General features: G+C 60.2%; 22 protein-coding genes. 14 read left to right on the top strand and 8 right to left on the bottom strand.

What is annotated here, in order from left to right; translation table 11 throughout:
- Positions 1-87 precede the first annotated feature (87 nt).
- From osmF to F3H58_RS15330, 5 genes are all read left to right on the top strand, one after another.
- Entirely contained in the window at positions 88-999 is a 912-nt protein-coding gene (gene osmF, locus F3H58_RS15350; RefSeq protein WP_149742783.1) for a glycine betaine ABC transporter substrate-binding protein OsmF, read from the top strand.
- Positions 1000-1095: 96 nt separating this feature from the next.
- The gene (locus F3H58_RS15345; protein ID WP_188128937.1) at positions 1096-2262 is read left to right on the top strand and encodes an ABC transporter permease; all 1167 of its coding nucleotides are present in this window, start codon (positions 1096-1098) and stop codon (positions 2260-2262) included.
- Complete coding sequence (locus F3H58_RS15340) at positions 2259-3197, top strand: ABC transporter ATP-binding protein (RefSeq protein WP_149742782.1); 939 nt, start codon at positions 2259-2261, stop codon at positions 3195-3197. Before F3H58_RS15345 ends, F3H58_RS15340 begins: the two co-directional genes overlap by 4 nt.
- On the top strand, positions 3194-3934 hold the full coding sequence (locus F3H58_RS15335) for an ABC transporter permease (RefSeq protein ID WP_149742781.1): 741 nt from the start codon (positions 3194-3196) through the stop codon (positions 3932-3934). Before F3H58_RS15340 ends, F3H58_RS15335 begins: the two co-directional genes overlap by 4 nt.
- 110 nt (positions 3935-4044) lie before the next feature.
- Positions 4045-4533 (top strand): gluconokinase, encoded by a 489-nt coding sequence (locus tag F3H58_RS15330; RefSeq protein WP_162520591.1) that lies wholly within the window; start codon positions 4045-4047, stop codon positions 4531-4533.
- Here the strand turns inward: F3H58_RS15330 and F3H58_RS15325 are convergent.
- The 7 genes from F3H58_RS15325 to F3H58_RS15295 all read right to left on the bottom strand — a co-directional run bounded on the left by F3H58_RS15325 (position 4530) and on the right by F3H58_RS15295 (position 14586).
- A complete protein-coding gene (locus F3H58_RS15325; RefSeq protein ID WP_188128936.1) occupies positions 4530-5831 on the bottom strand; it encodes an NAD(P)/FAD-dependent oxidoreductase in 1302 nt (433 codons plus the stop codon). The two genes, F3H58_RS15330 and F3H58_RS15325, sit on opposite strands and share 4 nt — an antisense overlap.
- 1 nt (position 5832) lies before the next feature.
- Positions 5833-7194: a glutamine synthetase family protein gene (locus F3H58_RS15320; protein ID WP_188128935.1), complete on the bottom strand. Its 1362-nt coding sequence runs from the start codon at positions 7192-7194 to the stop codon at positions 5833-5835.
- A 172-nt stretch (positions 7195-7366) separates the two neighbouring features.
- Positions 7367-8614, bottom strand: a complete 1248-nt coding sequence (locus tag F3H58_RS15315) for an NAD(P)/FAD-dependent oxidoreductase (protein WP_149742779.1) — start codon at positions 8612-8614, stop codon at positions 7367-7369.
- A gap of 101 nt (positions 8615-8715) precedes the next feature.
- On the bottom strand, positions 8716-10356 hold the full coding sequence (locus F3H58_RS15310) for an ABC transporter ATP-binding protein (RefSeq protein WP_149742778.1): 1641 nt from the start codon (positions 10354-10356) through the stop codon (positions 8716-8718).
- A 5-nt stretch (positions 10357-10361) separates the two neighbouring features.
- On the bottom strand, positions 10362-11507 hold the full coding sequence (locus F3H58_RS15305) for an ABC transporter permease (protein ID WP_149742777.1): 1146 nt from the start codon (positions 11505-11507) through the stop codon (positions 10362-10364).
- On the bottom strand, positions 11507-12601 hold the full coding sequence (locus tag F3H58_RS15300) for a microcin C ABC transporter permease YejB (protein WP_149742776.1): 1095 nt from the start codon (positions 12599-12601) through the stop codon (positions 11507-11509). The genes F3H58_RS15305 and F3H58_RS15300 overlap by 1 nt, the downstream gene beginning before the upstream one ends.
- Positions 12602-12741: 140 nt before the next feature.
- Positions 12742-14586, bottom strand: coding sequence for an extracellular solute-binding protein (locus F3H58_RS15295; RefSeq protein WP_149742775.1), 1845 nt, complete (start codon positions 14584-14586; stop codon positions 12742-12744).
- A 205-nt stretch (positions 14587-14791) separates the two neighbouring features.
- On the opposite strand from F3H58_RS15295, the gene mepA reads away from it, so the two are divergent.
- The 4 genes from mepA to dapB all read left to right on the top strand — a co-directional run bounded on the left by mepA (position 14792) and on the right by dapB (position 18324).
- Positions 14792-15841 (top strand): penicillin-insensitive murein endopeptidase, encoded by a 1050-nt coding sequence (gene mepA / locus F3H58_RS15290; RefSeq protein WP_149742774.1) that lies wholly within the window; start codon positions 14792-14794, stop codon positions 15839-15841.
- 100 nt (positions 15842-15941) lie between these two features.
- On the top strand, positions 15942-16325 hold the full coding sequence (locus F3H58_RS15285) for a methylglyoxal synthase (RefSeq protein ID WP_003524431.1): 384 nt from the start codon (positions 15942-15944) through the stop codon (positions 16323-16325).
- 22 nt (positions 16326-16347) lie between these two features.
- Positions 16348-17370 (top strand): glucokinase, encoded by a 1023-nt coding sequence (locus F3H58_RS15280; RefSeq protein WP_149742773.1) that lies wholly within the window; start codon positions 16348-16350, stop codon positions 17368-17370.
- Between the two features lie 126 nt (positions 17371-17496).
- Positions 17497-18324, top strand: a complete 828-nt coding sequence (dapB, locus tag F3H58_RS15275) for a 4-hydroxy-tetrahydrodipicolinate reductase (RefSeq protein ID WP_149742873.1) — start codon at positions 17497-17499, stop codon at positions 18322-18324.
- Positions 18325-18332: 8 nt separating this feature from the next.
- Here the strand turns inward: dapB and phnF are convergent, their stop codons facing one another.
- Positions 18333-19070, bottom strand: coding sequence for a phosphonate metabolism transcriptional regulator PhnF (gene phnF, locus F3H58_RS15270; RefSeq protein WP_078051423.1), 738 nt, complete (start codon positions 19068-19070; stop codon positions 18333-18335).
- A gap of 82 nt (positions 19071-19152) precedes the next feature.
- Here phnF and phnG point away from each other — a divergent pair, with 82 nt between their 5' ends.
- From phnG to phnK, 5 genes are all read left to right on the top strand, one after another.
- Positions 19153-19614 (top strand): phosphonate C-P lyase system protein PhnG, encoded by a 462-nt coding sequence (gene phnG / locus F3H58_RS15265; protein ID WP_149742772.1) that lies wholly within the window; start codon positions 19153-19155, stop codon positions 19612-19614.
- Positions 19614-20222 (top strand): phosphonate C-P lyase system protein PhnH, encoded by a 609-nt coding sequence (gene phnH / locus F3H58_RS15260; RefSeq protein ID WP_188128934.1) that lies wholly within the window; start codon positions 19614-19616, stop codon positions 20220-20222. Before phnG ends, phnH begins: the two co-directional genes overlap by 1 nt.
- 1 nt (position 20223) lies before the next feature.
- Complete coding sequence (locus F3H58_RS15255; RefSeq protein ID WP_149742770.1) at positions 20224-21333, top strand: carbon-phosphorus lyase complex subunit; 1110 nt, start codon at positions 20224-20226, stop codon at positions 21331-21333.
- A 133-nt stretch (positions 21334-21466) separates the two neighbouring features.
- Positions 21467-22369: an alpha-D-ribose 1-methylphosphonate 5-phosphate C-P-lyase PhnJ gene (locus F3H58_RS15250; RefSeq protein ID WP_149742769.1), complete on the top strand. Its 903-nt coding sequence runs from the start codon at positions 21467-21469 to the stop codon at positions 22367-22369.
- Positions 22366-23142, top strand: coding sequence for a phosphonate C-P lyase system protein PhnK (gene phnK / locus F3H58_RS15245; protein ID WP_149742768.1), 777 nt, complete (start codon positions 22366-22368; stop codon positions 23140-23142). The genes F3H58_RS15250 and phnK overlap by 4 nt, the downstream gene beginning before the upstream one ends.
- Positions 23143-23146 lie beyond the last annotated feature (4 nt).

The raw sequence follows: 23146 nt of genomic DNA, 5'->3' as shown, positions 1-23146 counted from the left end.
TTTTTCCTCCCGCCCGTTTATATTCTGCCGCAATTGCGGCGGCGATCTTTCGCCTGTTCGGCAGGCTGACCCACCGGAGGAACATTCATGAACCGCTTGATGACGTTGACGGGCGCCGGACTTGCGCTTGCCCTTTCTGTTTCCATCGCTCAGGCGCAGGTGGTCGTGTCGTCGAAAATCGACACGGAAGGCGGTGTTCTCGGAAACATCATCCTCGCCGTCCTCAACCAGAACAAGATCGAAACGACGGATCGCATCCAGCTTGGCGCCACGCCGGTTGTGCGAAAAGCGATCACCGCGGGCGAAATCGACATCTACCCGGAATATACCGGCAACGCCGCGTTCTTTTTCTCCAAGGCGGACGATCCGCTCTGGAAAGATGCAGCCAAGGGCTATGAAGAGGCGAAAACACTCGACTTCGATGCCAACAAGATCGTCTGGCTGACGCCATCGCCGGCAAACAACACTTGGGCGATTGCTCTGCGCAAGGATGTCGCCGAAAAGAACAATTTGAAGACGCTTTCCGATTTCGGCAAATATGTTGCCGATGGCGGCGAAGTCGTCCTTGCCGCGTCTTCCGAATTCGTCAACTCCGCCGCCGCACTCCCTGCATTTCAGACCACCTATGGCTTCACCATGAAGCCTGACCAGCTGATCACGCTTTCCGGCGGCGACACCGCGGCCACCATCGCCGCCGCCGCCAACCAGACCAACAATGCCAATGCCGCCATGGTCTATGGCACGGATGGCGGCATCGCACCCTCCGGTCTTGTGGTGCTGGAGGACGACAAACATGTGCAGCCAGTCTATCAGCCAGCGCCTATCATTCGCGAAGAGGTTCTGAAAAAGCACCCGAATATCGAAGAGTTGCTGAAACCGGTGTTCGAAAAACTCGATCTGGCAACGCTGCAGGATTTGAACGCCCGCGTTCAGGTGGGCGGCGAACAGGCCAAGACCGTGGCGCTCGACTTTCTGACAAAGAACGGCTTCGTCAAGTAACCGCTCGCGGCGCCGGAGCGGGTTGCGGGAACCGGTGCGTTCCCGTGGTCCCGTCCCAATTTAGAGTACATGGGCGAGAAGACAGGGGAGCAGGATTTGACGAAATGGCCTGACAAAGTGGGCGTGGTGATTTCGTGCCTGCTTCTTTATGCGCTTTTTGCGTCGCCTTTCATGACATTCCGTGCCAACCGGATCGTTCAGGGCGAGACACGAACGGTCTTCGAAGCTCTTCCGGGTTCGGCTGCAACTGTTCTCACTACCGTCGTTCTTCTTGCAGCCTTCATCGCCTTTTTCCGCTTTCCCACGCGATTGAAACTCGCATTCGCGCTGGTCAGTCTTGCGGCGCTGGCGGTTTTCGTCGGGCAGGCGGCTTCTTTCCTCACGCCGGAGGGTAACGGTTTTGCCCGCGTTTCACCTGGCAGCGGTTTTTGGCTGATATTTGCCGGGCTGGCTCTGCTCGCCACGGATTGCATTGCGCGTCTTGAGCCGAAGCCCGCTGCCCGGATTTTGTTGCTGCTGGTGGCCATCGCCGCGCTCTCGGCCGTGCTGACAAGCGGCCTCTGGAACGACCTCTCCATCATCAAGGAATATACCGGCCGGGCCGATACATTCTGGACCGAGGCTTTGCGGCACGTGGAACTTGCCATCGGCTCGCTGATCGCGGCGACCGTAGTGGGCATTCCCCTGGGGATACTCTGTTACAAGGTCGAGCGGTTACGCGCAGGCGTACTGAACAGCCTCAACATCGTCCAGACCATTCCCTCCATCGCGCTTTTCGGCCTTTTGATCGCCCCGCTCGGGTGGATCGCGGCCACTGTGCCGGGTGCCGCGAAAATCGGCATTGCCGGCATCGGCATGGCGCCCGCTTTCGTGGCGCTGTTTCTCTATTCGCTGCTGCCGGTGGTTTCCAACACGGTGGTTGGTCTTTCCGGTGTTTCGCAGGCGGTCCGGGAAGCGGCGCGCGGGCTTGGCATGACGCCGGTGCAACGGCTGCTGCGGGTGGAGTTTCCGCTGGCCATGCCAGTCATCCTCACCGGCATCCGCATCGTGCTGGTGCAGAATATCGGCCTGGCGACGATCGCCGCCCTGATCGGCGGCGGCGGCTTTGGCGTTTTCGTATTTCAGGGCATCGGACAGACGGCGATGGACCTCGTGCTGCTCGGCACCGTGCCGACGGTTCTTCTCGGCTTTGCCGCTGCGATAACACTCGACGCCCTCATCGACAGCAATCTCTTCAGCGCAGGCGGAAGGCAAAAGGCATGATCGAAATCGACACCATCACGAAACGATATGGCGATGCAGCCGTCGTTGATCAGGTATCGTTGACTGTCGCGCCGCGCACCGTCACCGTCATCGTCGGCACCTCCGGCTCGGGAAAAACCACCCTGCTGCGCATGATAAACCGGCTGGTGGAGCCCACCTCCGGCACGATCCGTATCGACGGTGAGGATGTCAGCGCCATACCCGGCTTCAAGCTGCGCCGCCAGATCGGCTACGCCATTCAGGGCCATGGCCTTTTTCCGCACCGGACGGTGGCCGAAAATATTGCGACTGTTCCGCAGCTGATCGGCTGGGATCGCAAGCGCATAAAGGCCAAGATCGATGCACTCATGCAACTCTTCCAGCTTGATCCCGCACTTTATGCGGATCGTTTTCCGCATGAGCTTTCCGGCGGCCAGCAGCAACGTGTCGGCGTAGCCCGTGCATTGGCCGCCGAGCCCAACATTCTCCTGATGGACGAACCCTTCGGCGCGCTGGACCCGGTGATCCGCGCCAAGGCCCAGAACGACCTTCTCGATATCCAGAAGAAGCTCGGCGTCACCATCGTTCTCGTCACGCACGATATGGACGAGGCTTTTCATCTGGCGGATCGCATTGCCGTGATGGACAAGGGTCGCATCGTGCAGGATTGCCCGCCGGCGGAGCTGGTGCTGAAACCGGCGACAGATTTCGTCCGCACGATGATCGGCGAAAACGAACGCGCGCTGAAACTGCTTTCGGTTCTCTCCGTCGCTGATATCGTGGAGCCGGGAAGTGCCGAAGGTGCCCCTCTCACCGAAGGCACCAGCCAACGCGATGCCCTTTCGGCCATGTTATGGGCGGGCTGCGATGTCTTGCCTGTCATAAAAGACGATGGGCGACCCATCGGCCTGGTGCGACGTGACGTTCTCCTCCAGCGTGCCACTGGCGCCCCATGAAAAACGCCTTCTCATTTTTTTCTCTCGGGCTTCTGGTGCTGGCGCTGATCATCTTTCTTGCCGCGCCGCAAATCTTCGCACCGATCTTCCGCCCTTTCGTGCAGGCCAATGCGCCGGCCATCTACACGCAGGCCAACCTCTTTTCCCTGACGCTCTCGCATCTGACCACCGTTGCGATCGCGACCGGACTGGCCACGCTCACGGCGGGGGCGCTCGCGGTGCTTGTCACCCGGCCCTTCGGGACGGATTTCCTGCCGCTGTCGCGCAGCATCGTCAATATCGGCCAGACATTTCCGCCGGTGGCGGTGCTGGCGCTGGCCGTGCCGATGATGGGTTTTGGCGAAAAACCCACGCTCATCGCCCTGTTTCTTTATGCGCTTCTGCCGGTGTTCGAAAATACGCTGACCGGGCTGACCACCCTGCCGGCCACGGTGATGGACGCCGCGAGAGGAAGCGGCATGACCGGCTGGCAACGCCTTGTCAAAGTGGAGTTGCCGCTTGCCCTTCCAGCCATTCTCGCCGGCATCCGGCTTTCGGCGGTCATCAGCCTTTCGACCGCGACCATCGGCTCGACAGTCGCGGCGCGCACCCTCGGCGAAGTGATCATTGCTGGCCTGCAATCCAACAATCTGGCCTTCATTCTTCAGGGCGGGCTGATCGTTGCGGCGCTGGCGATCCTGATTCACGCGGCCTTTTCCGCCATGGAAAAGACTGCGGCGCGCAAAACCGGGCACTGACACAGTGCAAGCCCCCGCATTTTTATATTCCCGATGCCTGCCGCACATGATAGGGGCTGACGGTCGAAACAGAAACATTCGAGGTGCGGGTGACACAGGCAATTGTCGTGATGGGAGTGAGCGGCTCCGGCAAGTCCACAGTCGCGGAAGCAGTGGCGGAGAAACTGGGCATTGCCTTCATAGAGGGCGACAAGCTGCACCCGAAATCCAATGTCGAAAAAATGTCCGAAGGTATTCCGCTGACGGACGAAGACCGTTGGCCCTGGCTCGATCTGATCGGCGCGGAACTGCGCAAGGGCAGCGAAAGCGATGGTGTCGTCGTTTCCTGCTCGGCGCTTAAGAAAATCTATCGCGACCGCCTTCGCAAGGCCACCGGCGGCCCGCTGGCTTTCGTTTATCTGGATGGCAGCCTGGAGCTTCTCAGCCGGCGCATGGGTGAGCGCAAGGGCCATTTCATGCCGCTTTCGCTGCTGCAGACCCAGCTTGCCACGCTGGAAGTGCCGACCGGCGAACCGGGCGTCGTGACCGTCAGCATCGATGCCACACCGGAGGATATTGCGAATAACGCACTTTCCGGTTTGAAGACGGTAACGTTCTAAAATCCGAGCCTGTCGCGCAGGCCGTACCACCATGCGCCAAGCACGGTCAGCGGCACCCGGAAGGTCTTGCCGCCGGGGAACGGATAATTCGGCAGCGAACTCCAGATATCGAAACGTTCGGCGTGGCCGGCAACGGCCTCGCCCAGTATCTTGCCAAGCAGATGGGTTGTCGTAACACCATGGCCGCTGTCGCCATGCGAGAAATAGATATTGTCCGATAGCCTGCCCATGTGCGGAATGCGCGTCAGGGTCAGCGCGAAATTTCCGCTCCAGGCAAAGTCGATTTTCGTTTTTTCCAGTTGCGGGAAGGTTTTTAGCATGTTCGGGCGGATCGCGCCCGTCAGATCGGCCGGATCGCTGCCGCCGTAACCGATGCCGCCGCCATAGAGCAGGCGATTGTCGGAGGTCCGGCGGTAATAATCGAGAATGTAGTTGGCATCCTCAACGCAATAATTGGCGGGCAGAAGGGCCTCGATCAGATCGGCATCGAGCGGCTCCGTCGCCATGACCTGGCTTGAGACCGGCATCATGCGGTCGCCGATTTCCGGCAAGAGTTTGCCGAGATAGGCGTTGCCGCAGACGAGGACATATTTCGTCTTGACGCTGCCTGTTGCCGTGCGCACCACGGGGTTTGCGCTCTGCTCCACCGCAATGACCCGCGAATTTTCGAATATGCGAGCACCGAGGCTTTCCGCCGCCGCCGCTTCGCCCTGTACCAGATTGAGCGGGTGAATATGCCCGCCGAAGCGGTCGATCATGCCACCGGCATATCGATCGGTCTTCACATACTGGCCGACATTCGCCTTCGAGACCATTTCAAGCCCGCCATGGCCATGTTTCTCCCAATGGGTTTTGTGAGCCTCCATCTCGCGGATCTGTTTCGGCGTGAAGGCGGCGAAGAAACCGCCATCGACCAGATCGCAATCGATGGCGTATTTGGCGATGCGGTTGCGGATGATCGCGCCGCCTTCAAGCGACATTTCGCCGAGTTTCACCGCCTTGTCATGCCCATAGCGGCCAGCGATGGTCTCGAGATCGCGGCTATAGCCGTTGACGATCTGGCCGCCATTGCGGCCCGAAGCGCCGAAGCCGACGCGGACGCCTTCCAGAACGATGACGGAATAGCCGCGCTCACTGAGTTCCAGCGCGGCGGAAATGCCGGTAAAGCCACCGCCGATGATGCAGACATCAGCGTCTAGCGCGCCTTCGAGCGTCGGCCGCACGGTTTTGACATTGGCGGAGGCCGCATACCATGACGATGTGTGGCCGGGATTGGGAATGTTCGTTACCTCAGCCATTTCACACCGTCCTGATATAGGCGTCATATTCGACGTCGGTTACACGCAGGGAAAATTCGGAAAGCTCCTGCTGTTTGCAGGCGGAAAACAGCGTGCGATACTTCTGGCCAAGCGTCGCATAGGCAAAGCTCGACCGCGTGAAGCGCTGCAACGCATAGTCCCAGTTGGTGGGCAGCGGCTCGTGATTGATCGCGTGGCTGTCGCCGGCAATCGCGCCACCAGGCTGGCGCTTCTCCTTCATGCCGGCAAGCGCAGCGCTGAGGATCATCGCGAGGACCAGATAGGGATTGGTATCGGCGCCGGCGACCCGGTGTTCGATACGCGTCGCGGCCTTGCTGGCAACGATGACACGCACAGCCGCCGAGCGGTTGTCGATGCCCCAGGAGGCGTAGGTCGGTGCGTGTTCGCTGGGTGTCAGGCGACGATAGGAATTGGCATGGGGTGCGAAGATCGCCATGCTTTCACCCATGTTTTCCAAGAGGCCGCCGACCGAATGCATCAAGGCATCCGATGGACCGTCCTCTCCGGCGTAGATGTTCCTGCCATCCCTGTCGAGAACGGAAAAATGCACGTGCATGCCATTGCCGGCCTGCAACCCGTAAGGCTTGGCCATGAAGGTGGCGTCGAGATCATGCCGCCGCGCCACGCCCTTGACGATGCGTTTCAGGAAGACGGCGAAATCAGCCGCCTGCAATGCATCCGGCACATGGTTGAGATTGATCTCATATTGGCCGGGACCATTCTCCCGCAACGTCGTATCGGCTAGCACGCCCTGTGCGCGGCAGGCCGTGGCAATATCATGGAAGACGTCCTCGAAATCCTGCAGTTCGGAAATCGACAGAACCTGTGTCTGGCCCGTATGCCACCGACCCTCACGGCTGTGCGGCGGACGAACGGGATCGAGCGCGGAGCGGACGGGATCGATCAGGTAAAACTCCAGTTCGGTCGCCACGACCGGGGTGAGGCCGGCCTTTTTATAGGCGCCCAGAACCTGCGCCAGCACATGGCGCGGATCGCCATAAAAGCCGGTTCCATCCGGGTTTTTCATTGCCAGCAGAACCTGTGCCGTTGGGCGGCCAAGCCATGTCACGCGCGACAGCGTGCCTGGAACGGGGAAACAAAAACCGTCCGGATCGCCCGTGCCTTCCGCAAGACCTGCAGCATGCACATCCCGGCCCCAGATATCCAGCGCATAGACCGAACGGGGAATGGCCATTCCTTTCTCAAGAACGTCAATTGCCCGTTCGCGCGGAATCCACTTGCCGCGCGGCACGCCGTTCGCATCTATGACGAAAGCTTCGAGAATTTCGATATCGGGATTATCGGCGAAAAATTTCTTTGCGTTTTCAATATCATCCATCATGCACCAGCAAGCCGTTTCCATCTCGTTTCATGCGCAGCGAGTTGCGCTAACGAAAGTCGTCCTGCTGCTGATAGATGAGAAACCTCGCCACCATGATGACGTTTTGCCCCTTTTCCCTTTGCACGCGACCATGTTACGTGGCCTGTCCCCGGAAGGCCAGCGGATTTAGCTATCAGGGATTGAACCTTTCCGGGCGATAGGCGTCGATGGCGATAACCGACGTTTCGCCAAGCATGGTTTCCGCCAGCACACGGCCGGTGATCGGCCCAAGTGTGAGGCCATGGTGGGCGTGGCCGAAAGCAAACCACAATGTTTTATGGCGCGGCGCTCTGCCGATTATCGGCATCATATCCGGCGTGCAGGGCCTCGCACCCATCCACGGTTCCGCATCCAGCCGGCCGCCGAGAGGAAAGACGGTGCGCGCCACCCGCTCTGCCCGCTCGATCTGCACGGGAGATTTCGGTGCATCGCGTTCGGCAAATTCCGCGCCCGTCGTCAGGCGGATGCCCTTTCGCATCGGCGCGAGGAAATAACCGCGCTCGGCGTCGATCAGCCAGTTATTGAGCTTCGTGCCCTCCTGCGGCGCATAATGCATGTGGTAACCGCGTTTCACGCCGAGCGGAAAGCGGTAACCCAGCCGTTCCGTGACGGTGTCTGCCCAGGGGCCTAGCGCCACCACGGCATGTTCGGCCTCGACCGCGCCGGTTTCGGTGCGCACCGTCCAACCGCTCACCGTCTGGCTGAGGGTGGAGGCATCACCGCGGACGAAACTTCCGCCAAGGCTCTCGAACAGCCGAACATAAGCGAGCGTCAGCGCATGCGGATCACGCACCGACCAGGGATCGTTCCATTTCAGGCCGCCGACGAAATCATGGCTGAGATGCGGTTCGGCTGCGGCAAGTTCCTCGGCGTCGAGTTTCGTATGGCAAATACCGTGGTCACGCGCCAGACGCTCGGCGAAAGCAAAATCGGCATCCCGCCTCGCGGCGGTTCTGTACGCCTCCATCCAGCCGTTCTTGACGATCAGATCGCCGGCTTTCGCCTCCTCGATCAGGATATTGTGCTCCGAAACCGAATGCTCGATCAGCGGCGCATAGGCGCGGGCAATTGCCGCGTGGCGCGAGGCTGCGGAATTGTACCAATAGCGGCCGAGAAAAGGCGCAATCTTCGGCAAAGCGGAGAGGTGATAGCGGGCATCGATGCTGTTGTTAAGGGAATAGCGCAGCAACAGGGCGAGATCCTGCGGGAAGGTATAAGGCACGACGCCTTCTCTCTGAATCAGCCCGGCATTGCCGAAGGAGGTCTCCTCACCCGGCCCGCGCCGGTCGACCAGCACCACCGACTTACCCCTGCGGGCCAGTTGCAGGGCGATGGAGACCCCGATGATCCCTGCCCCCAAAACGATCACATCCGCTGCCATGACAATCAATCCGTTTCCGCATCACATGCCCCTCAACATGGGTCGGCATTTTCCGCGAAGCAACATAAAAATCATCACCTTAACAGAAACAGCAATGCGGCCTACTGGCTTATCGCCTTCGTTTTCATCGCTTCGATGTTGAAGGCGGCCGCCAGCAGCGCCTTGGTATAGTCCTGCTGCGGGTCGGCGAAGATTTCCGCCGCCGGGCCGCTCTCCACCACCTTGCCATGGCGCATGACGATCAGGTCGTTGGCGAGCGCCTTCACGACCTTCAGATCGTGGCTGATGAAGAGATAGGCGAGTTCGTGCTTCGCCTGCAGATCGCGCAGCAGATCGACCACCTGCGCCTGCACGCTCATGTCAAGCGCGGATGTCGGCTCATCCAGCATGACGAAACGCGGTTTCAGCACCATGGCGCGGGCAATGGCGATGCGCTGGCGCTGGCCGCCGGAAAATTCGTGCGGATACCGCCAGCGCGTCGCGGGGTCGAGACCGACCTCTTCCAGCGCGGTGGCGACACGCGTATCGCGCTCGTCGGCAGACAGAGACCGCTCATGCACCTTCAAGCCCTCGGCGACGATTTCGCCGACCGACATGCGTGGGCTGAGCGACCCATAGGGATCCTGAAACACCACCTGCAGCCGGTTTCTCAGCGGCTTCATCATTTCATAGGAATAGTGGTCGATCGACTGGCCGATAAAGCTGATACGCCCTTGTGAGGCAATCAACCGCGAGAGCGCAAGGCCGAGCGTCGTCTTGCCGGAGCCGGATTCGCCCACCACGCCGACCGTCTGGCCGGCACGCAGGGTAATATCGATACCGTCCACCGCCTTCACATGGTCGACCACCCGGCGCATCAGCCCCGCCTTGATGGGAAACCAGACCTTGATATCGTCGCCCTGCATGACCACGGGTTTGCTGGCGTCGGAATGGGGAGGCTCGCCCTTCGGCTCTGCCGCCAGAAGATGGCGCGTATAGGCGTGCTGCGGATCGTTGAAAACCTGCTCCACGGTGCCAGTCTCGACAATCTTGCCCTTGGTCATGACGCAGACGCGATCCGCAAATTTGCGAACGATGCCAAGATCGTGGGTGATGAACAGCATGGACATGCCGTGCTGCCTTTTCAGATCGCCGAGCAACTCGAGAATCTGGGCCTGAACCGTCACGTCGAGCGCCGTCGTCGGTTCGTCGGCGATCAGCAGTTTCGGCCGGTTGGCAAGCGCCATGGCAATCATCACGCGCTGCCGCTGGCCGCCGGACAGTTCATGCGGATAGGCCTTCAGGCGCTTTTCCGGTTCGCGGATACCCACCTGCAGCAGCAGTTCCAGCGTGCGCGCCCGTGCCTGCGCTCCGGTGATTGCCTGATGCAGTTCCAGAATCTCGCCGATCTGCCGCTCGATGGTGTGGAGCGGGTTGAGCGAGGTCATCGGCTCCTGGAAAATCATGGTGACGTCGTTGCCGCGGACCGCGCGCAGGGAGCGTTCCGGCAAAGTCAGCATGTCCTTGCCGTCGAACAGGATTTTCCCCGAGGGATGGCTTGCCGCCGGATAGGGCAGCAATTTGAGAATGGAATTCGCCGTGACCGATTTGCCGGAACCGGACTCGCCGACGAGAGCGACGACTTCGCCCGGCATCAGATCGAAGGAGACGTGGTCGACGGCGATGCTCGTCGCGCCGCCCTGATGAAAAGCGACGGAGAGATCGCGGACGGAGAGAAGCGGTTGGGTCTTTGTTTCCGTCATGGCGATCACCGGAACGTCTTGCGTGGATCGAAGGCGTCGCGCACCGCTTCACCGACGAAAATCAACAGTGAGAGCATGATGGACATGGTGAAAAACGCAGTGAGGCCAAGCCAGGGGGCCTGAAGATTGTTCTTGCCCTGCGCGATCATCTCGCCCAGCGACGGCGATCCGGGCGGCATGCCGAAGCCGAGGAAATCGAGCGAGGTCAGCGTCGTGATCGAACCGGATAAGATGAAGGGCAGGAAGGTCAGCGTCGCCACCATGGCGTTGGGCAGAAGGTGGCGGAACATGATTGTCCAGTTGCCGACGCCAAGCGCACGGGCGGCGCGGACATATTCGAAGTTTCTGGCCCGCAGGAATTCGGCGCGCACGATGCCGACGAAGCCGACCCATGAAAAGAGCAGCATGATGCCGAGCAGCACGAAGAAGCCCGGCGGCAGGATGGCCGCGATGATGAGCAGGATGTAGAGCACCGGCATGGACGACCAGATTTCGATGAAACGCTGCAACAAGAGGTCAGTCCAACCGCCGAAATAACCCTGGATAGCACCGGCAGTGACGCCGACAAGGGCCGACGCGATGGTCAGCGTCAGGCCGAACAGCACGGAAATGCGGAAACCGTAGATCATCCGCGCCGTGACGTCGCGGGCCTGATTGTCGGTTCCGAGCCAGTTGAGATTGCCAAGCGTGCAGCCGGGATCGGCATCGCCCTGCGGGTAAGCCGAGCAGCGATCCTTTTTATCCATCAGCCAGAAGGGCGCAGTGGGCGCCGAATGGGGAATATTGGAATTGACCGTCTGATAGGAATAGCGGATTGGCGGCCAGATCATCCAGCCATTGGCGTTGATCTCATCCTGAATGAAGGAGGATTTGTAATCGGTCTGGGCAAGGAACCCGCCGAATTTTTCCTCCGGATAATCCACCATGACCGGCACCAGCAACTCGCCCTTGTAGGAAGCGAGAATGGGTTTGTCATTGGCGATGAATTCCGCAATCAGGCTCAGGAAAAACAGGATCAGGAACAGCCAGAAGGACCAGTAACCGCGCCGGTTTGCCTTGAAATTCTGCCAGCGGCGCTTGGTGGTCGGCGAAAACCACGGGCGCTTCGATTTTACCAGCGTTTCCGTTTCGGCGGTATGGGCAAGTGTCATCACACATCCCTCCGCTCGAAATCGATACGTGGATCGATCCATGTATAGATCAGGTCGGAAATGAGGCCGACCAGGAGGCCCATCAGTGAGAAGATGAAGAGCGTGCCGAACACGATCGGGTAGTCACGGTTGACGACCGAGAGATAACCGAGGCGACCTAGACCGTCGAGCGAGAAGATATTCTCGATCAGCAGCGATCCGGTGAAGAAGGCCGAGATGAAGGCGCCGGGAAAGCCGGCGATCACGATCAGCATCGCGTTGCGGAAGACATGGCCGTAGAGAACCTTGCGTTCCGTAAGACCCTTGGCTCGGGCGGTGATGACATATTGCTTCTTGATCTCGTCGATGAAGGAGTTTTTGGTCAAAAGCGTCGTCGTCGCGAAGGCAGAGAGCGACAGCGCGATCAACGGCAGTGTAAGATGCCAGAAATAGTCGATGATCTTCTGCCACCAGTTCAGCTGGTCGAAATTATCCGACACCAGCCCCCGGAGCGGAAACCAGTCGAAGAAGGATCCGCCGGCGAAGAGGACGATGAGCAGGATACCGAACAGGAAGCTTGGCACGGCATAACCGATGATGATGATGCCCGAGGTCCAGACATCAAAGGTCGAACCGTCGGACACGGCCTTCTTGATGCCGAGCGGAATGGAGATGATGTAGGAAATGATCAGGATCCAGAAGCCGAGCGAGGCCGAGACCGGCAGCTTGTCGATGATGAGATCGATCACCGAGGAATTGCGGAAGAAGCTGTCACCGAAATCGAAGCGGATGTAATTCCACATCATTTCGAGAAAACGGGTGAGCGGCGGCTTGTCGAAGCCGAACTGTTTTTCGAGCTTGGCGATCAGTTCCGGATCGAGACCCTGCGCACCGCGATATTTCGAACCGCTATCATCGAAACCGCCGGACTGGCCCATGAGATCGCCGCCGCCCGATAGCCGGTCGGAGGCGCTGTCGCCCTGCCCGGTCAATTGCGCGACGACCTGTTCCACCGGCCCGCCCGGCGCGAACTGGATGACGAGAAACGAAATGCCCATAATGCCGATGATGGTCGGGATCATCAGCGCCAGACGTCTGAGGATATAGGCGCCCATCAGCCTCTGCTCCCGGCCGATACGTCAGCGGTTTTCGTTTCTGTCAAACCCGGTCCTTTCCTGAAAGCGCCTGCCTGCGCTTTAAGCGATTCGTCTCGCCCTATGTGAATCAAGCCTTCGCCACGAAAGCAAGGCCGGCGTCAGTTTCCGGCTTGGCTGGACCACCATGCATCGGGAAAACCGACACCATATTGGGGCAGGTTTTCCGGACGGATAAGCGTGTTCCAGTAAGCGATGAACATCTCACCGCGGTAGAATTGCGGGATGACGTAACTGTTTGCCAGAAGTACCCGGTCGAGCGCGCGTGCGGCGGCCACCTGTTCATCCCGGTTGGGCGCAAATATGACCTTCCTGACCAACGCATCGACGGCTGGATTCTTGATGCCGGCAATATTGTTGGACCCCTGCCGGTCAGCGGCGGCCGAGCCCCAGAAATCCGCCTGTTCGTTTCCGGGGTTTGCCGAGGTCGCCCAGAGCTTGACGATCACGTCATAATCGAAGCTGCGGGTGCGGTTGGTATATTGCGATGCGTCAACGGTCCGAATCGTCGCGTTGATGCCGATCTTCTTCAGGTTCTGCACATAGGGAAGGATGGTTCTTTCCATGCCGGCGGAATCGATCAGAAACTCCATATCGAGCGGCTGTCCGGTTTTGGCGTTGACCATGCGGTTGCCGCGCAGCTCGTAACCGGCCTCTTTCATCAGCTTGACCGCTTCCCGCAGATTGTCGCGCTGCTTGGCCGGATCACCGGCGACCGGGTTGCGATATTCTGTCGTGAAAACCTCCGGCGGAACCTGATCCTTCAGTTCCTGAAGGATTTCCAGCTCGCGACCGGTCGGCAGCCCGGAAGAGGCCAGCTCGCTGCCCATGAAGAAGCTGTTGATGCGCTGGAACTGGCCGTAAGCCAAGGTGCGGTTCAGCTCCTCGAAATCGAAGGCGTAATTGAGTGCCTTGCGCAGGTTCGGGTTCTGGAACTTTTCGCGGCGCATATTCGGCACGAAGGCCTGCATGATGCCGACGGAACGATAGATATTCGGCAGTTCTTCCTTCTTGACGCGGCCTTCCTTGACGGCCGGGAAATCATAACCCGTGACCCAGCGGCTGGAGGAGGCTTCCTGGCGGAAATCGACGGTGCCGGACTTGAAGGCCTGGAATTCGACATCCTGATCGGCGAAGAAGGTGTAGGCGATGGTTTTGAAATTGTTCATCCCCACATTCACATTGACGTTCTTGCCCCAGTAGTCGTCGCGGCGTTCGTAAGCGATTGTCGAGCCGGGAGAGACTGAGGCAATCTTGTAGGGGCCGGAACCCATCACCGGCTCCAGCGTGCCTCGCGATATGTCGCGCGGCTTGCCATCCGGGCCGGCGGCTTCCCACCAGTGCTTGGGAACGATCAGCAATTGCCCGACGATCTGCGGCAATTCGCGATTGTTCTTTTCATCGAAAGTGAAGGTGATGTCCCTTTCGCCGCTCACCTCCGCCTTGGTGACATGGGTGTAATAGGTCGCCAGCTGCGGGCTCAGATCCTTGGCTTTTTCGAAGCTGAAGACGACATCCTCCGGCGTCACCGGCTTGCCATCGGCCCATTTGGCCTCGGCGCGCAGCCGGAAGGTGGCTTTCGAAATATCGTCCGGGTAGCTCACGCCCTCGGCCAGAAGACCGTAGGAGGCCGACAGTTCCTCTTCCGTCGATTTCATCAACGTATCGAAAACGAGCGAAAGGCCGGTCGCCGCCTCCCCCTTGGCAAGCAGCGGATTGAGGGTATCGAAGGTGCCCGCCGTCGACAGGCGAAGCGTGCCGCCTTTCGGCGCCTTGGTGTTCACATAGTCGAAATGATCGAAGCCATCGGGATGTTTCAGTTCCCCGACCGTCGAAATCCCCTTTCGCCATACATCGGCCGATTGTGCGGAGGCCGCCGCCGGTATCAGCAGGGCGGATGCCGCAAGAGCAATGAGGAGACGGGATTTCAGTGGTGCCAATATCATCGGGGGAATGTCCCTGTTTTCGCGTTTGTTGAAGAGAGCATAAAACAAAGATTGGCAAAAAACAGATGCGCTGGCTCACAAGCTCTTTATCGGCGTCCTTATCCTCCCACTTTGCAACAGGCGGGGCGAAACATGGTTTCAACAAAATCCCGTTCCAGTTTATCTTAAGGGGAAGAGAATCATCTGATCGGACGGGCACGACGATATGACGGCGGGATCATCGAGAGTTTTCAAGGCGGCCATGCTGGCGATTTCGGTCGTCTCCGCGCTGCAGTTGCAGATGGAAACCGCATCGGCCGAGGACAGGCCCGCGAAAGAAGTGTTCGGCCACATGGCGCTGCCTTCCGCCACGGGCTCGCAGCCGATCGGCTCCTATGCCAAGGGCTGCCAGTCCGGCGCCATCGCCATGCCGACGGACGGTCCCGGCTGGCAGGCCATGCGCCTTTCCCGCAACCGGCGCTGGGGCCAGCCGCAGATGATTTCCTTCCTCGAACAATTTTCGCAGGATGCCCAGAAGATCGGCTGGCCGGGCCTGCTGCTGGGCGATATTTCCCAGCCGCGCGGCGGGCCGATGCTGACCGGCCATGCTTCGCACCAGATCGGCCTCGATGTCGACATATGGTGGCGGCCGATGCCGACCCCGCGGCTCACCGCGGAACAGCGCGAAACCGTGCCTTTCATCTCCATGCTGGACAAGAGCAAGTTCCTGACGGTCGATGACCGCAAGTGGTCACCGCTCAATGCCCGGCTGGTGATGATGGCGGCGAGCTACCCGCAGGTGGAGCGTGTCTTCGTCAACCCGGCCATCAAGCAGAAACTCTGCCAGACATGGACGGGCGACCGCACGTTCATGGGCAAGATCAGGCCGATCTACGGCCATGACGAGCATTTCCACATCCGTCTCGAATGCCCGCCCGGCGCGCCCAACTGCAAACCACAGGCGGCTGTGGGCAAAGGCGACGGCTGCGACAAGTCGCTTGCCTGGTGGTTCAGCAAGGAACCATGGGCGCCGCCGAAAAAGGACCCCAATGCCAAGCCGGTGAAACCGCGCCCGGTCATGGTTTCCGATCTGCCCTCGGCCTGCGCCGCCGTGGCTGCCGCCCCTTCCGCCAATCCCGAGGGACTTGCGGCCCAGGCCTATTCGCCTGCTCCGGCAACACGCCAGCAAAGCGTGGAACAGGTCATTCAGGCAGCCCCCGCCCTGCAGCCGCCTTCGGATATTCCGCTTCCCACCCAGCGCCCGACATTGAACTGAAACAGAAATGAGGCATTCAACAGCTTCCCTTTTCAAATGGCGGCAAGCTGTTATAGAAGGCTTCAAATCGATTTAATTCTTGATGGAACGGGCTGGGACCATGGAAGGACAACGCTGTATCGCGCTCATCGCTCATGACGAGAAAAAGGACGATATGGCGGATTTCGCCCGTCATCACCAGAAAGCGCTTGCCGGTTTCAGGATCGTCGCCACCGGCACGACGGGCGGGCGCGTGCAGGAAGCCTGTCCGGGTCTCGAAGTCATTCGCCTCAAAAGCGGTCCTCTCGGCGGCGACCAGCAGATCGGCGCGATGATCGCCACCGGCGAGGTGGACATGCTGATCTTCTTCACAGACCCGCTGACGGCCATGCCGCATGATGTGGATGTGAAGGCGCTGACGCGGCTTGCTACGGTTTACGATATTCCCATGGCGCTCAACCGCGCCACCGCAGAAAATCTCATCGACTTCCACGTCGCCAACTGAACCTCCCAACATGGAACAGGCAATGCCGAAGACGTCCGATACCGAATATCTGTCCTTTCCGATCCTTCTTGGCGACATCGGCGGCACCAATGCCCGCTTTTCCATTCTGATCGATTCCTTTGCCGAACCGGTGCACCTCACCACCGTGAAGACGGCGGAATATCCGACCATCGACGACGCCATCCAGCAGGCGGTTCTGGACAAGACCTCGCTCCAGCCGGTCTCGACCATTCTGGCGATTGCCGGCCCGATCGAAGGTGACGAGATTCCGCTCACCAACTGCCATTGGGTCGTCAAGCCAAAGGACATGCTGGCCAATCTTGGCCTGAAGGATGTCATCGTCATCAACGACTTCGAGGCGCAGGCTCTGGCGATTGCAGCGCTTGACGACGATAACCGCGACGCCATCGGCTCCGGCAAAAAAGACGTGCTGGCATCGCGCGTCGTGCTCGGACCGGGCACAGGGCTTGGTGTCGCCGGGCTGGTCTATGCCCGCCATATGTGGTTTCCGGTGCCCGGCGAAGGCGGGCATATCGATATCGGCCCGAGAAGCGCGCGTGACTATGCGGTTTTCCCGCATATCGAAACCATCGAGGGCCGTGTCGCCGGTGAGCAAATCCTGTGCGGGCGCGGGCTTGTCAATCTTTACCGGGCCGTCTGCACCGCAGATGGCATCGAGCCTGTCTTTTCCGATCCGGCCGACATTACGTCTCAAGGGCTTTCGGGCGAGAATCCGCAGGCGAAAGAGACCCTGTCCCTTTTCAGCACCTATCTCGGCCGCGTCGCCGGTGACCTCGCGCTGATCTTCATGGCCAAGGGCGGTGTCTATCTGGCCGGCGGCATTTCGCAGAAGATCATTCCGGCGCTGAAGAGCCCGGAATTCCGGGCCGCCTTCGAAGACAAGGCGCCGCACAGCGCGCTGATGCGGACCATTCCCACCTTCGTCGTCACCCATCCGCAGGCGGCGCTTTCCGGGCTTGCCACCTATTCGAGAACGCCATCCGATTTCGGCCTGTCACTGGACGGACGACGCTGGAGGGCTTGATCGCCCGGCCTGTTCTTACGTGATGCTTGCGAAGCAGGCGGGCGGTCTTTAACGTCGCTGCTGCAAACATCAATCGACAAATACCGGCGGATCTCGATCCGCCCGAGATGAAAAGTGAGTGACAGCATGGGCAGCAGCGGCATGAAACTGGTGGTGGTCGGCGCGGCGGGCCGCATGGGGCAGGCGCTGATCCGCCTCATTCACCAGACCCCCGGCGTCCAGCTGCACGCCGCCGTGGCGCGCGAAGGCTCTGCCTTTGTCGGCCGCGATGCGGGCGAGATCGCCGGTCTCGGCCCGATCGGCGTCGCGATCACCAGCGATCCGCTGCAGGCATTTCTCCATGCGGAAGGGGTGATCGATTTCACTTCGCCGGCAACCAGCGTCACCTTTGCCGGCCTCGCCGCACAGGCCCGTATCGTGCATATCATCGGCACCACGGGCTGCTCGGCGGAAGACGAGGAAAAATTCAAGGCGGCGTCGCGCCATGCCCGCATCGTCAAGTCGGGCAATATGAGCCTCGGCGTCAATCTGCTCAGTGTTCTCACACAGCAGGCAGCGCAGGCGCTGGATGCGCAGAACTGGGATATCGAAATCCTTGAAATGCATCACAAGCACAAGGTGGATGCGCCCTCGGGCACCGCCCTTCTGCTCGGCGAGGCGGCGGCAGCGGGCCGCAAGGTCGATCTCACCGCCTCCTCGGTGCGCGTACGCGACGGGCATACGGGTGCGCGTGAAGCCGGGACCATCGGTTTTGCCACGCTGCGTGGCGGCTCGGTGATCGGCGAACATTCGGTGATCTTCGCCGGAGAGGGCGAGCGCGTGGAGCTTTCGCACTATGCCGGCGACCGCTCCATTTTCGCACGCGGCGCGATTGCTGCAGCCGTCTGGGCCTTCGACAAAAAGCCAGGCTTCTATTCGATGCTGGATGTGCTGGGGCTTTCGCAGGCGGAGTAAGCTTCGCCTTAATTCTCCACCGTGAATTCGACCGTATCGGCCGAGAAGCGGCTGATGGCGTATTGCACCGGTACGCCATCCATATCGGCATTCAGCGCCTGGGTGACGAGCAGGATTGCGCCCGGCGACAGTTCCAGATCGGCCAGATCCTGCGTGTCCGCATGGCTGGCGGAGATGACGGTTGAAATACGCACGTAATCCGCCACCCCCAGCATATTGAAGGCAGCCGTAATCGAGCCGCTCTTCTGATAGGCCTCTCCTATTCCGGCGAAACGATCGGCCGGGAACCATGTGGTCGAACGGGAAACCGGGCGGTTATCGGCCTTGCGCAGCGTTTCGAGACGTATGAGCGGCGCACCCGCCGGCAATTGCAGCCGCGCCGCCAGATCGGCATTGGCCGGTTCGGTCGTGTGGGACAGAAGCAGCGCTTCCATTTCCTTGACCTGATCGCCGATGCCCGCCGTAAATCGCGTGCGCCGTGAAATCGGAAAACTCAGGCGCTCCTTGCGGGCGATCATCGTACCGCGCCCCTGCATGGGCTCGAGAATGCCTTCACTGGCCAGCGCCGCAATAGCGCTTCGGACGGTATGACGGTTGACGCCGAATTTTTCGGCCAGCATCATTTCCGGCGGCAACATGCCGGTTTCATCGTGATCGCCCGCCGCGATCTCGCCTCTGATCCTGTCGGCGATCTGCCGCCAGAGCGCCACGCCGTTCTTTCTTTTCATCGCTGCCGAAGGGCCCATGTCACACGCTTGTCATTCACGACCGTTAAATGTACCTTATATTGTATAGTTGTCTATATCAATAGACATTAGAGGTCAAGCAATGATTCACGAAACTGCAGACTTGCATGCAGACAGAAAGCGGGTGGCGGCGCTTCTTGCCCGCGCCAACGTGCAGGAACTCGAAACCGTCTGGAACCGGCAGGATGAGAGCCCCCGGACGGAAAATGTACGCGGGCCGGAAACCGGTCTCGTCATGGTCAAGGGCCGTATCGGCGGCGGCGGCGCGCCCTTCAATCTGGGCGAGACGACCGTGACCCGGGCAACCGTCAAGCTTGCCTCGGGCACCGTCGGTCACGCCCATGTTCTCGGCACCGGCCGCAAGAAGGCCTGGTACGCCGCCGTTTTCGATGCGCTCTGGCAGGAAAGCCCGACCCGCAGCTTTGTCGAGACCGAGCTTCTTTCACCGGTCGAGAAACGACTGGCCGAGGAGAAGGACAGGAAAAAAAAAGAAACCGCTGCAACACGGGTCGATTTCTTCACCATGGTTCGAGGAGAAGATTGATGAGCGTCAAGGCCGAAGCATTGACGGGCGGTTTTTCCGACGCCGTCTTCGATTCCCAACGGATTTTCAAGAAACTCATGGATGGCATGGCCCGGCCGGGCACGCCGCAGACAATCGAAACCGCAGTCGCCCCACCATTGCCTCTCGCCCCCGCCACCGGCGCGGTCCTGTTGGCGCTCTGCGATCACGATACGCCGGTCTGGCTGAGCGGCGCCCTGCGGAAAACAACCGTCCCCGGCTGGATCGGATTTCATACCGGCGCGGTTGCGACGGATGAAAAAAGCGCGGCGCATTTCGCCGTCATCGAAGCGGGCAGCGCCATAGCCTCCTTCGGTCTCTTCGCCCAGGGAAGTCAGGAATATCCCGACCGCTCCACCACGCTCATCATCGAGCTGCCTGATCTGGATGGGGGACGGGAATTGCTGCTCTCTGGTCCCGGTATCCGCCACGTCAACATCATCAGTCCCACCGGCCTGCCGGACATATTCCCGAGGCTGTGGGCGGAGAACAACGCCATCTTCCCGCGCGGCGTCGACGTCATCCTGACATCCGCCGACAGATTTGTCTGCCTGCCGCGCACGACGCGCATTCAACCCGTGGAGGCATAAGATGTATGTTGCTGTCAAAGGCGGGGAAACCGCCATTGCCAACGCCCACCGGCTTCTGGCCGACAGGCGGCGCGGAGACCGCGACCTGCCCGCGATGACAGTGTCGCAGATCGTTTCGCAGCTTTCACTCGCCGTCGACCGGGTGATGGCGGAAGCGTCTCTTTACGACCAGTCGCTTGCAGCCCTTGCCGTCAAGCAGGCCCGCGGCGACATGATTGAGGCCATATTCCTGCTGCGCGCCTATCGCACGACCCTGCCGCGTTTCGGTTACTCGGTTCCGGTCGATACCGCTGACATGACGGTGCAGCGGCGCGTTTCCGCGACCTATAAGGATTTGCCGGGCGGACAATTGCTCGGACCGACCTTCGATTACACCCATCGCCTGCTTGATCCTTCGCTTCTCGAGGATGAGGCCGTTGAGACAGCCACCCAGCGCGAAGGCGAGCCGGAACATGTTATGCGCGTTTCAGACATTCTGGCGCAGGAAGGGCTAATCGAAACCGACGGCGATATGCCGGCTGACCATATTGCCGGCGACCTAACGCGGGAGCCGATGGAGTTTCCAATGCCGCGTGACCTGCGCCTGCAATCGCTGGCGCGCGGTGACGAGGGTTTCCTTCTGGCACTCGCTTATTCGACGCAGCGCGGTTACGGCCGCACCCATCCCTTCGTCGGTGAAATCCGCATCGGCGAGGTGGAGGTGGAACTGGAGGTGCCGGAACTCGGCTTTGCCGTCTCGCTTGGCGATATACAGGTCACCGAATGCCAGATGGTCAACCAGTTCAAGGGTTCGGCCAAGGCGCCGCCGCAATTCACACGCGGCTACGGTCTGGTGTTCGGCCAGAGCGAGCGCAAGGCGATGGCCATGTCGCTGGTCGACCGGGCGCTGCGGGCAGGCGAATTCGGCGAAGATGTGGTGGCCCCCGCGCAGGACGAGGAATTCGTCATTTCACACGCCGACAACGTTCAGGCAACAGGTTTCGTCGAACATCTGAAACTGCCGCATTACGTGGATTTTCAGGCCGAACTCGGTCTGGTCAGGAAAATGCGTGCCGATTTCGAGGCGATCAACGCCAATGGCGCGGAGTGGATGGGCGATGCGGCCGAATAGCTCAGCGGCTGTGCTGCTCGCCAAACCAGTAAGCGCAAAAGACGGTCGATGCTGCAAACACAGCAAAGAACACGGCTGCAAGAATTCCAATCTCCATGAGCTTGTACTCCTTTTTTCACAAGGCTAACGCGCAATGCTTGAAGAAGTTTCATTTGACGACGGGCTGGCTGCCTACAACTTCGCTTATCTGGACGAACAGACCAAGCGAATGATCCGCCGGGCGATCCTGAAGGCCATCGCCATTCCCGGTTATCAGGTTCCCTTCGCTTCCCGCGAAATGCCCATGCCCTATGGCTGGGGCACCGGCGGTGTGCAGGTAACCGCCTCCATTCTCGGCCCAGACGATGTGCTGAAGGTTATCGATCAGGGCGCCGACGACACGACCAATGCGGTTTCCATCCGCGCCTTTTTCCAGAAGGTAGCGAATGTTGCCGTCACCACCCGCACCAAGGATGCGAGCATCATCCAGACGCGGCATCGCATTCCCGAAGAAGAACTGCATTCGGGTCAGGTCCTCGTCTATCAGGTTCCCATTCCCGAGCCCTTGCGCTTCCTCGAGCCGCGCGAGACCGAAACGCGTGTCATGCACGCGCTGGAGGAATACGGCCTGATGCACGTAAAGCTTTACGAGGATATCGCCCGCAACGGCCGCATCTCCACCACCTATGCCTATCCGGTGAAGGTTGCCGGACGTTATGTGATGGACCCCTCGCCGACGCCGAAATTCGACAATCCGAAAATGAATATGTCGGACGCCCTGCAGCTCTTCGGCGCAGGACGCGAAAAGCGCATCTATGCCGTGCCACCCTATACCGACGTCGTCAGCCTCGATTTCGAGGACCATCCCTTCGAAATCCAGCGCTTCGACAAGCCCTGCGCGCTGTGCGGTGCGGAGAATGTCTATCTGGACGAGGTGGTGCTTAATGATAAGGGCGGGCGGATGTTCGTCTGCTCCGATACCGACCATTGCGAGGACCGCCGCGCCCATGGCCATAAGGGCCACCTGCTGGCGGATGTGAAGGAGGCCGCAGAATGAGCGACGCACCGCTTCTGAAAGTTAGAGACGTTTCCAAATATTACGATGACCGCGCCGGCTGCCGCCATGTCTCCTTCGAGCTTTATCCGGGCGAGGTGCTTGCCATCGTCGGCGAATCCGGTTCCGGCAAGACCACGCTTCTCAACTGCATTTCCACCCGGCTGATGCCGACGGCGGGCAGCGTGGAATATCGCATGCGCGACGGTTCGGTACGTGACCTCTACCATATGGGCGAGGCCGAACGGCGTTTCCTGATGCGGACCGACTGGGGTTTCGTGCACCAGAACCCGGCGGACGGGCTGCGCATGGCGGTTTCGGCAGGCGCCAACGTGGGCGAGCGGCTGATGGCCGTCGGCAACCGGCATTACGGCAATATCAGGCAATCGGCCAGCGAATGGCTGGAACGGGTGGAAATCGGCACCGACCGCATCGACGACCAGCCGCGCGCCTTTTCCGGCGGCATGCGGCAGCGTCTGCAGATTGCCCGCAACCTCGTCACTTCGCCGCGCCTCGTCTTCATGGACGAACCGACCGGCGGCCTTGATGTCTCCGTGCAGGCGCGCCTGCTCGATCTGGTACGCGGTCTGGTCAACGATCTCGGTCTCGCCGTCGTCGTCGTCACCCATGATCTGGCGGTGGCGCGGCTGCTTTCCCATCGCATGATGGTGATGAAGGGCGGCGATGTCATCGAACATGGTCTGACCGACCGGGTGCTGGACGACCCGCGCGAGCCCTACACGCAATTGCTTGTTTCCTCTATTCTGCAGGTTTGATGCC

The organism is Rhizobium sp. NFACC06-2 (assembly GCF_900101425.1).
Lineage (GTDB): Bacteria > Pseudomonadota > Alphaproteobacteria > Rhizobiales > Rhizobiaceae > Agrobacterium > Agrobacterium leguminum.
This window is presented reverse-complemented; position numbering and strand designations above follow the sequence as displayed.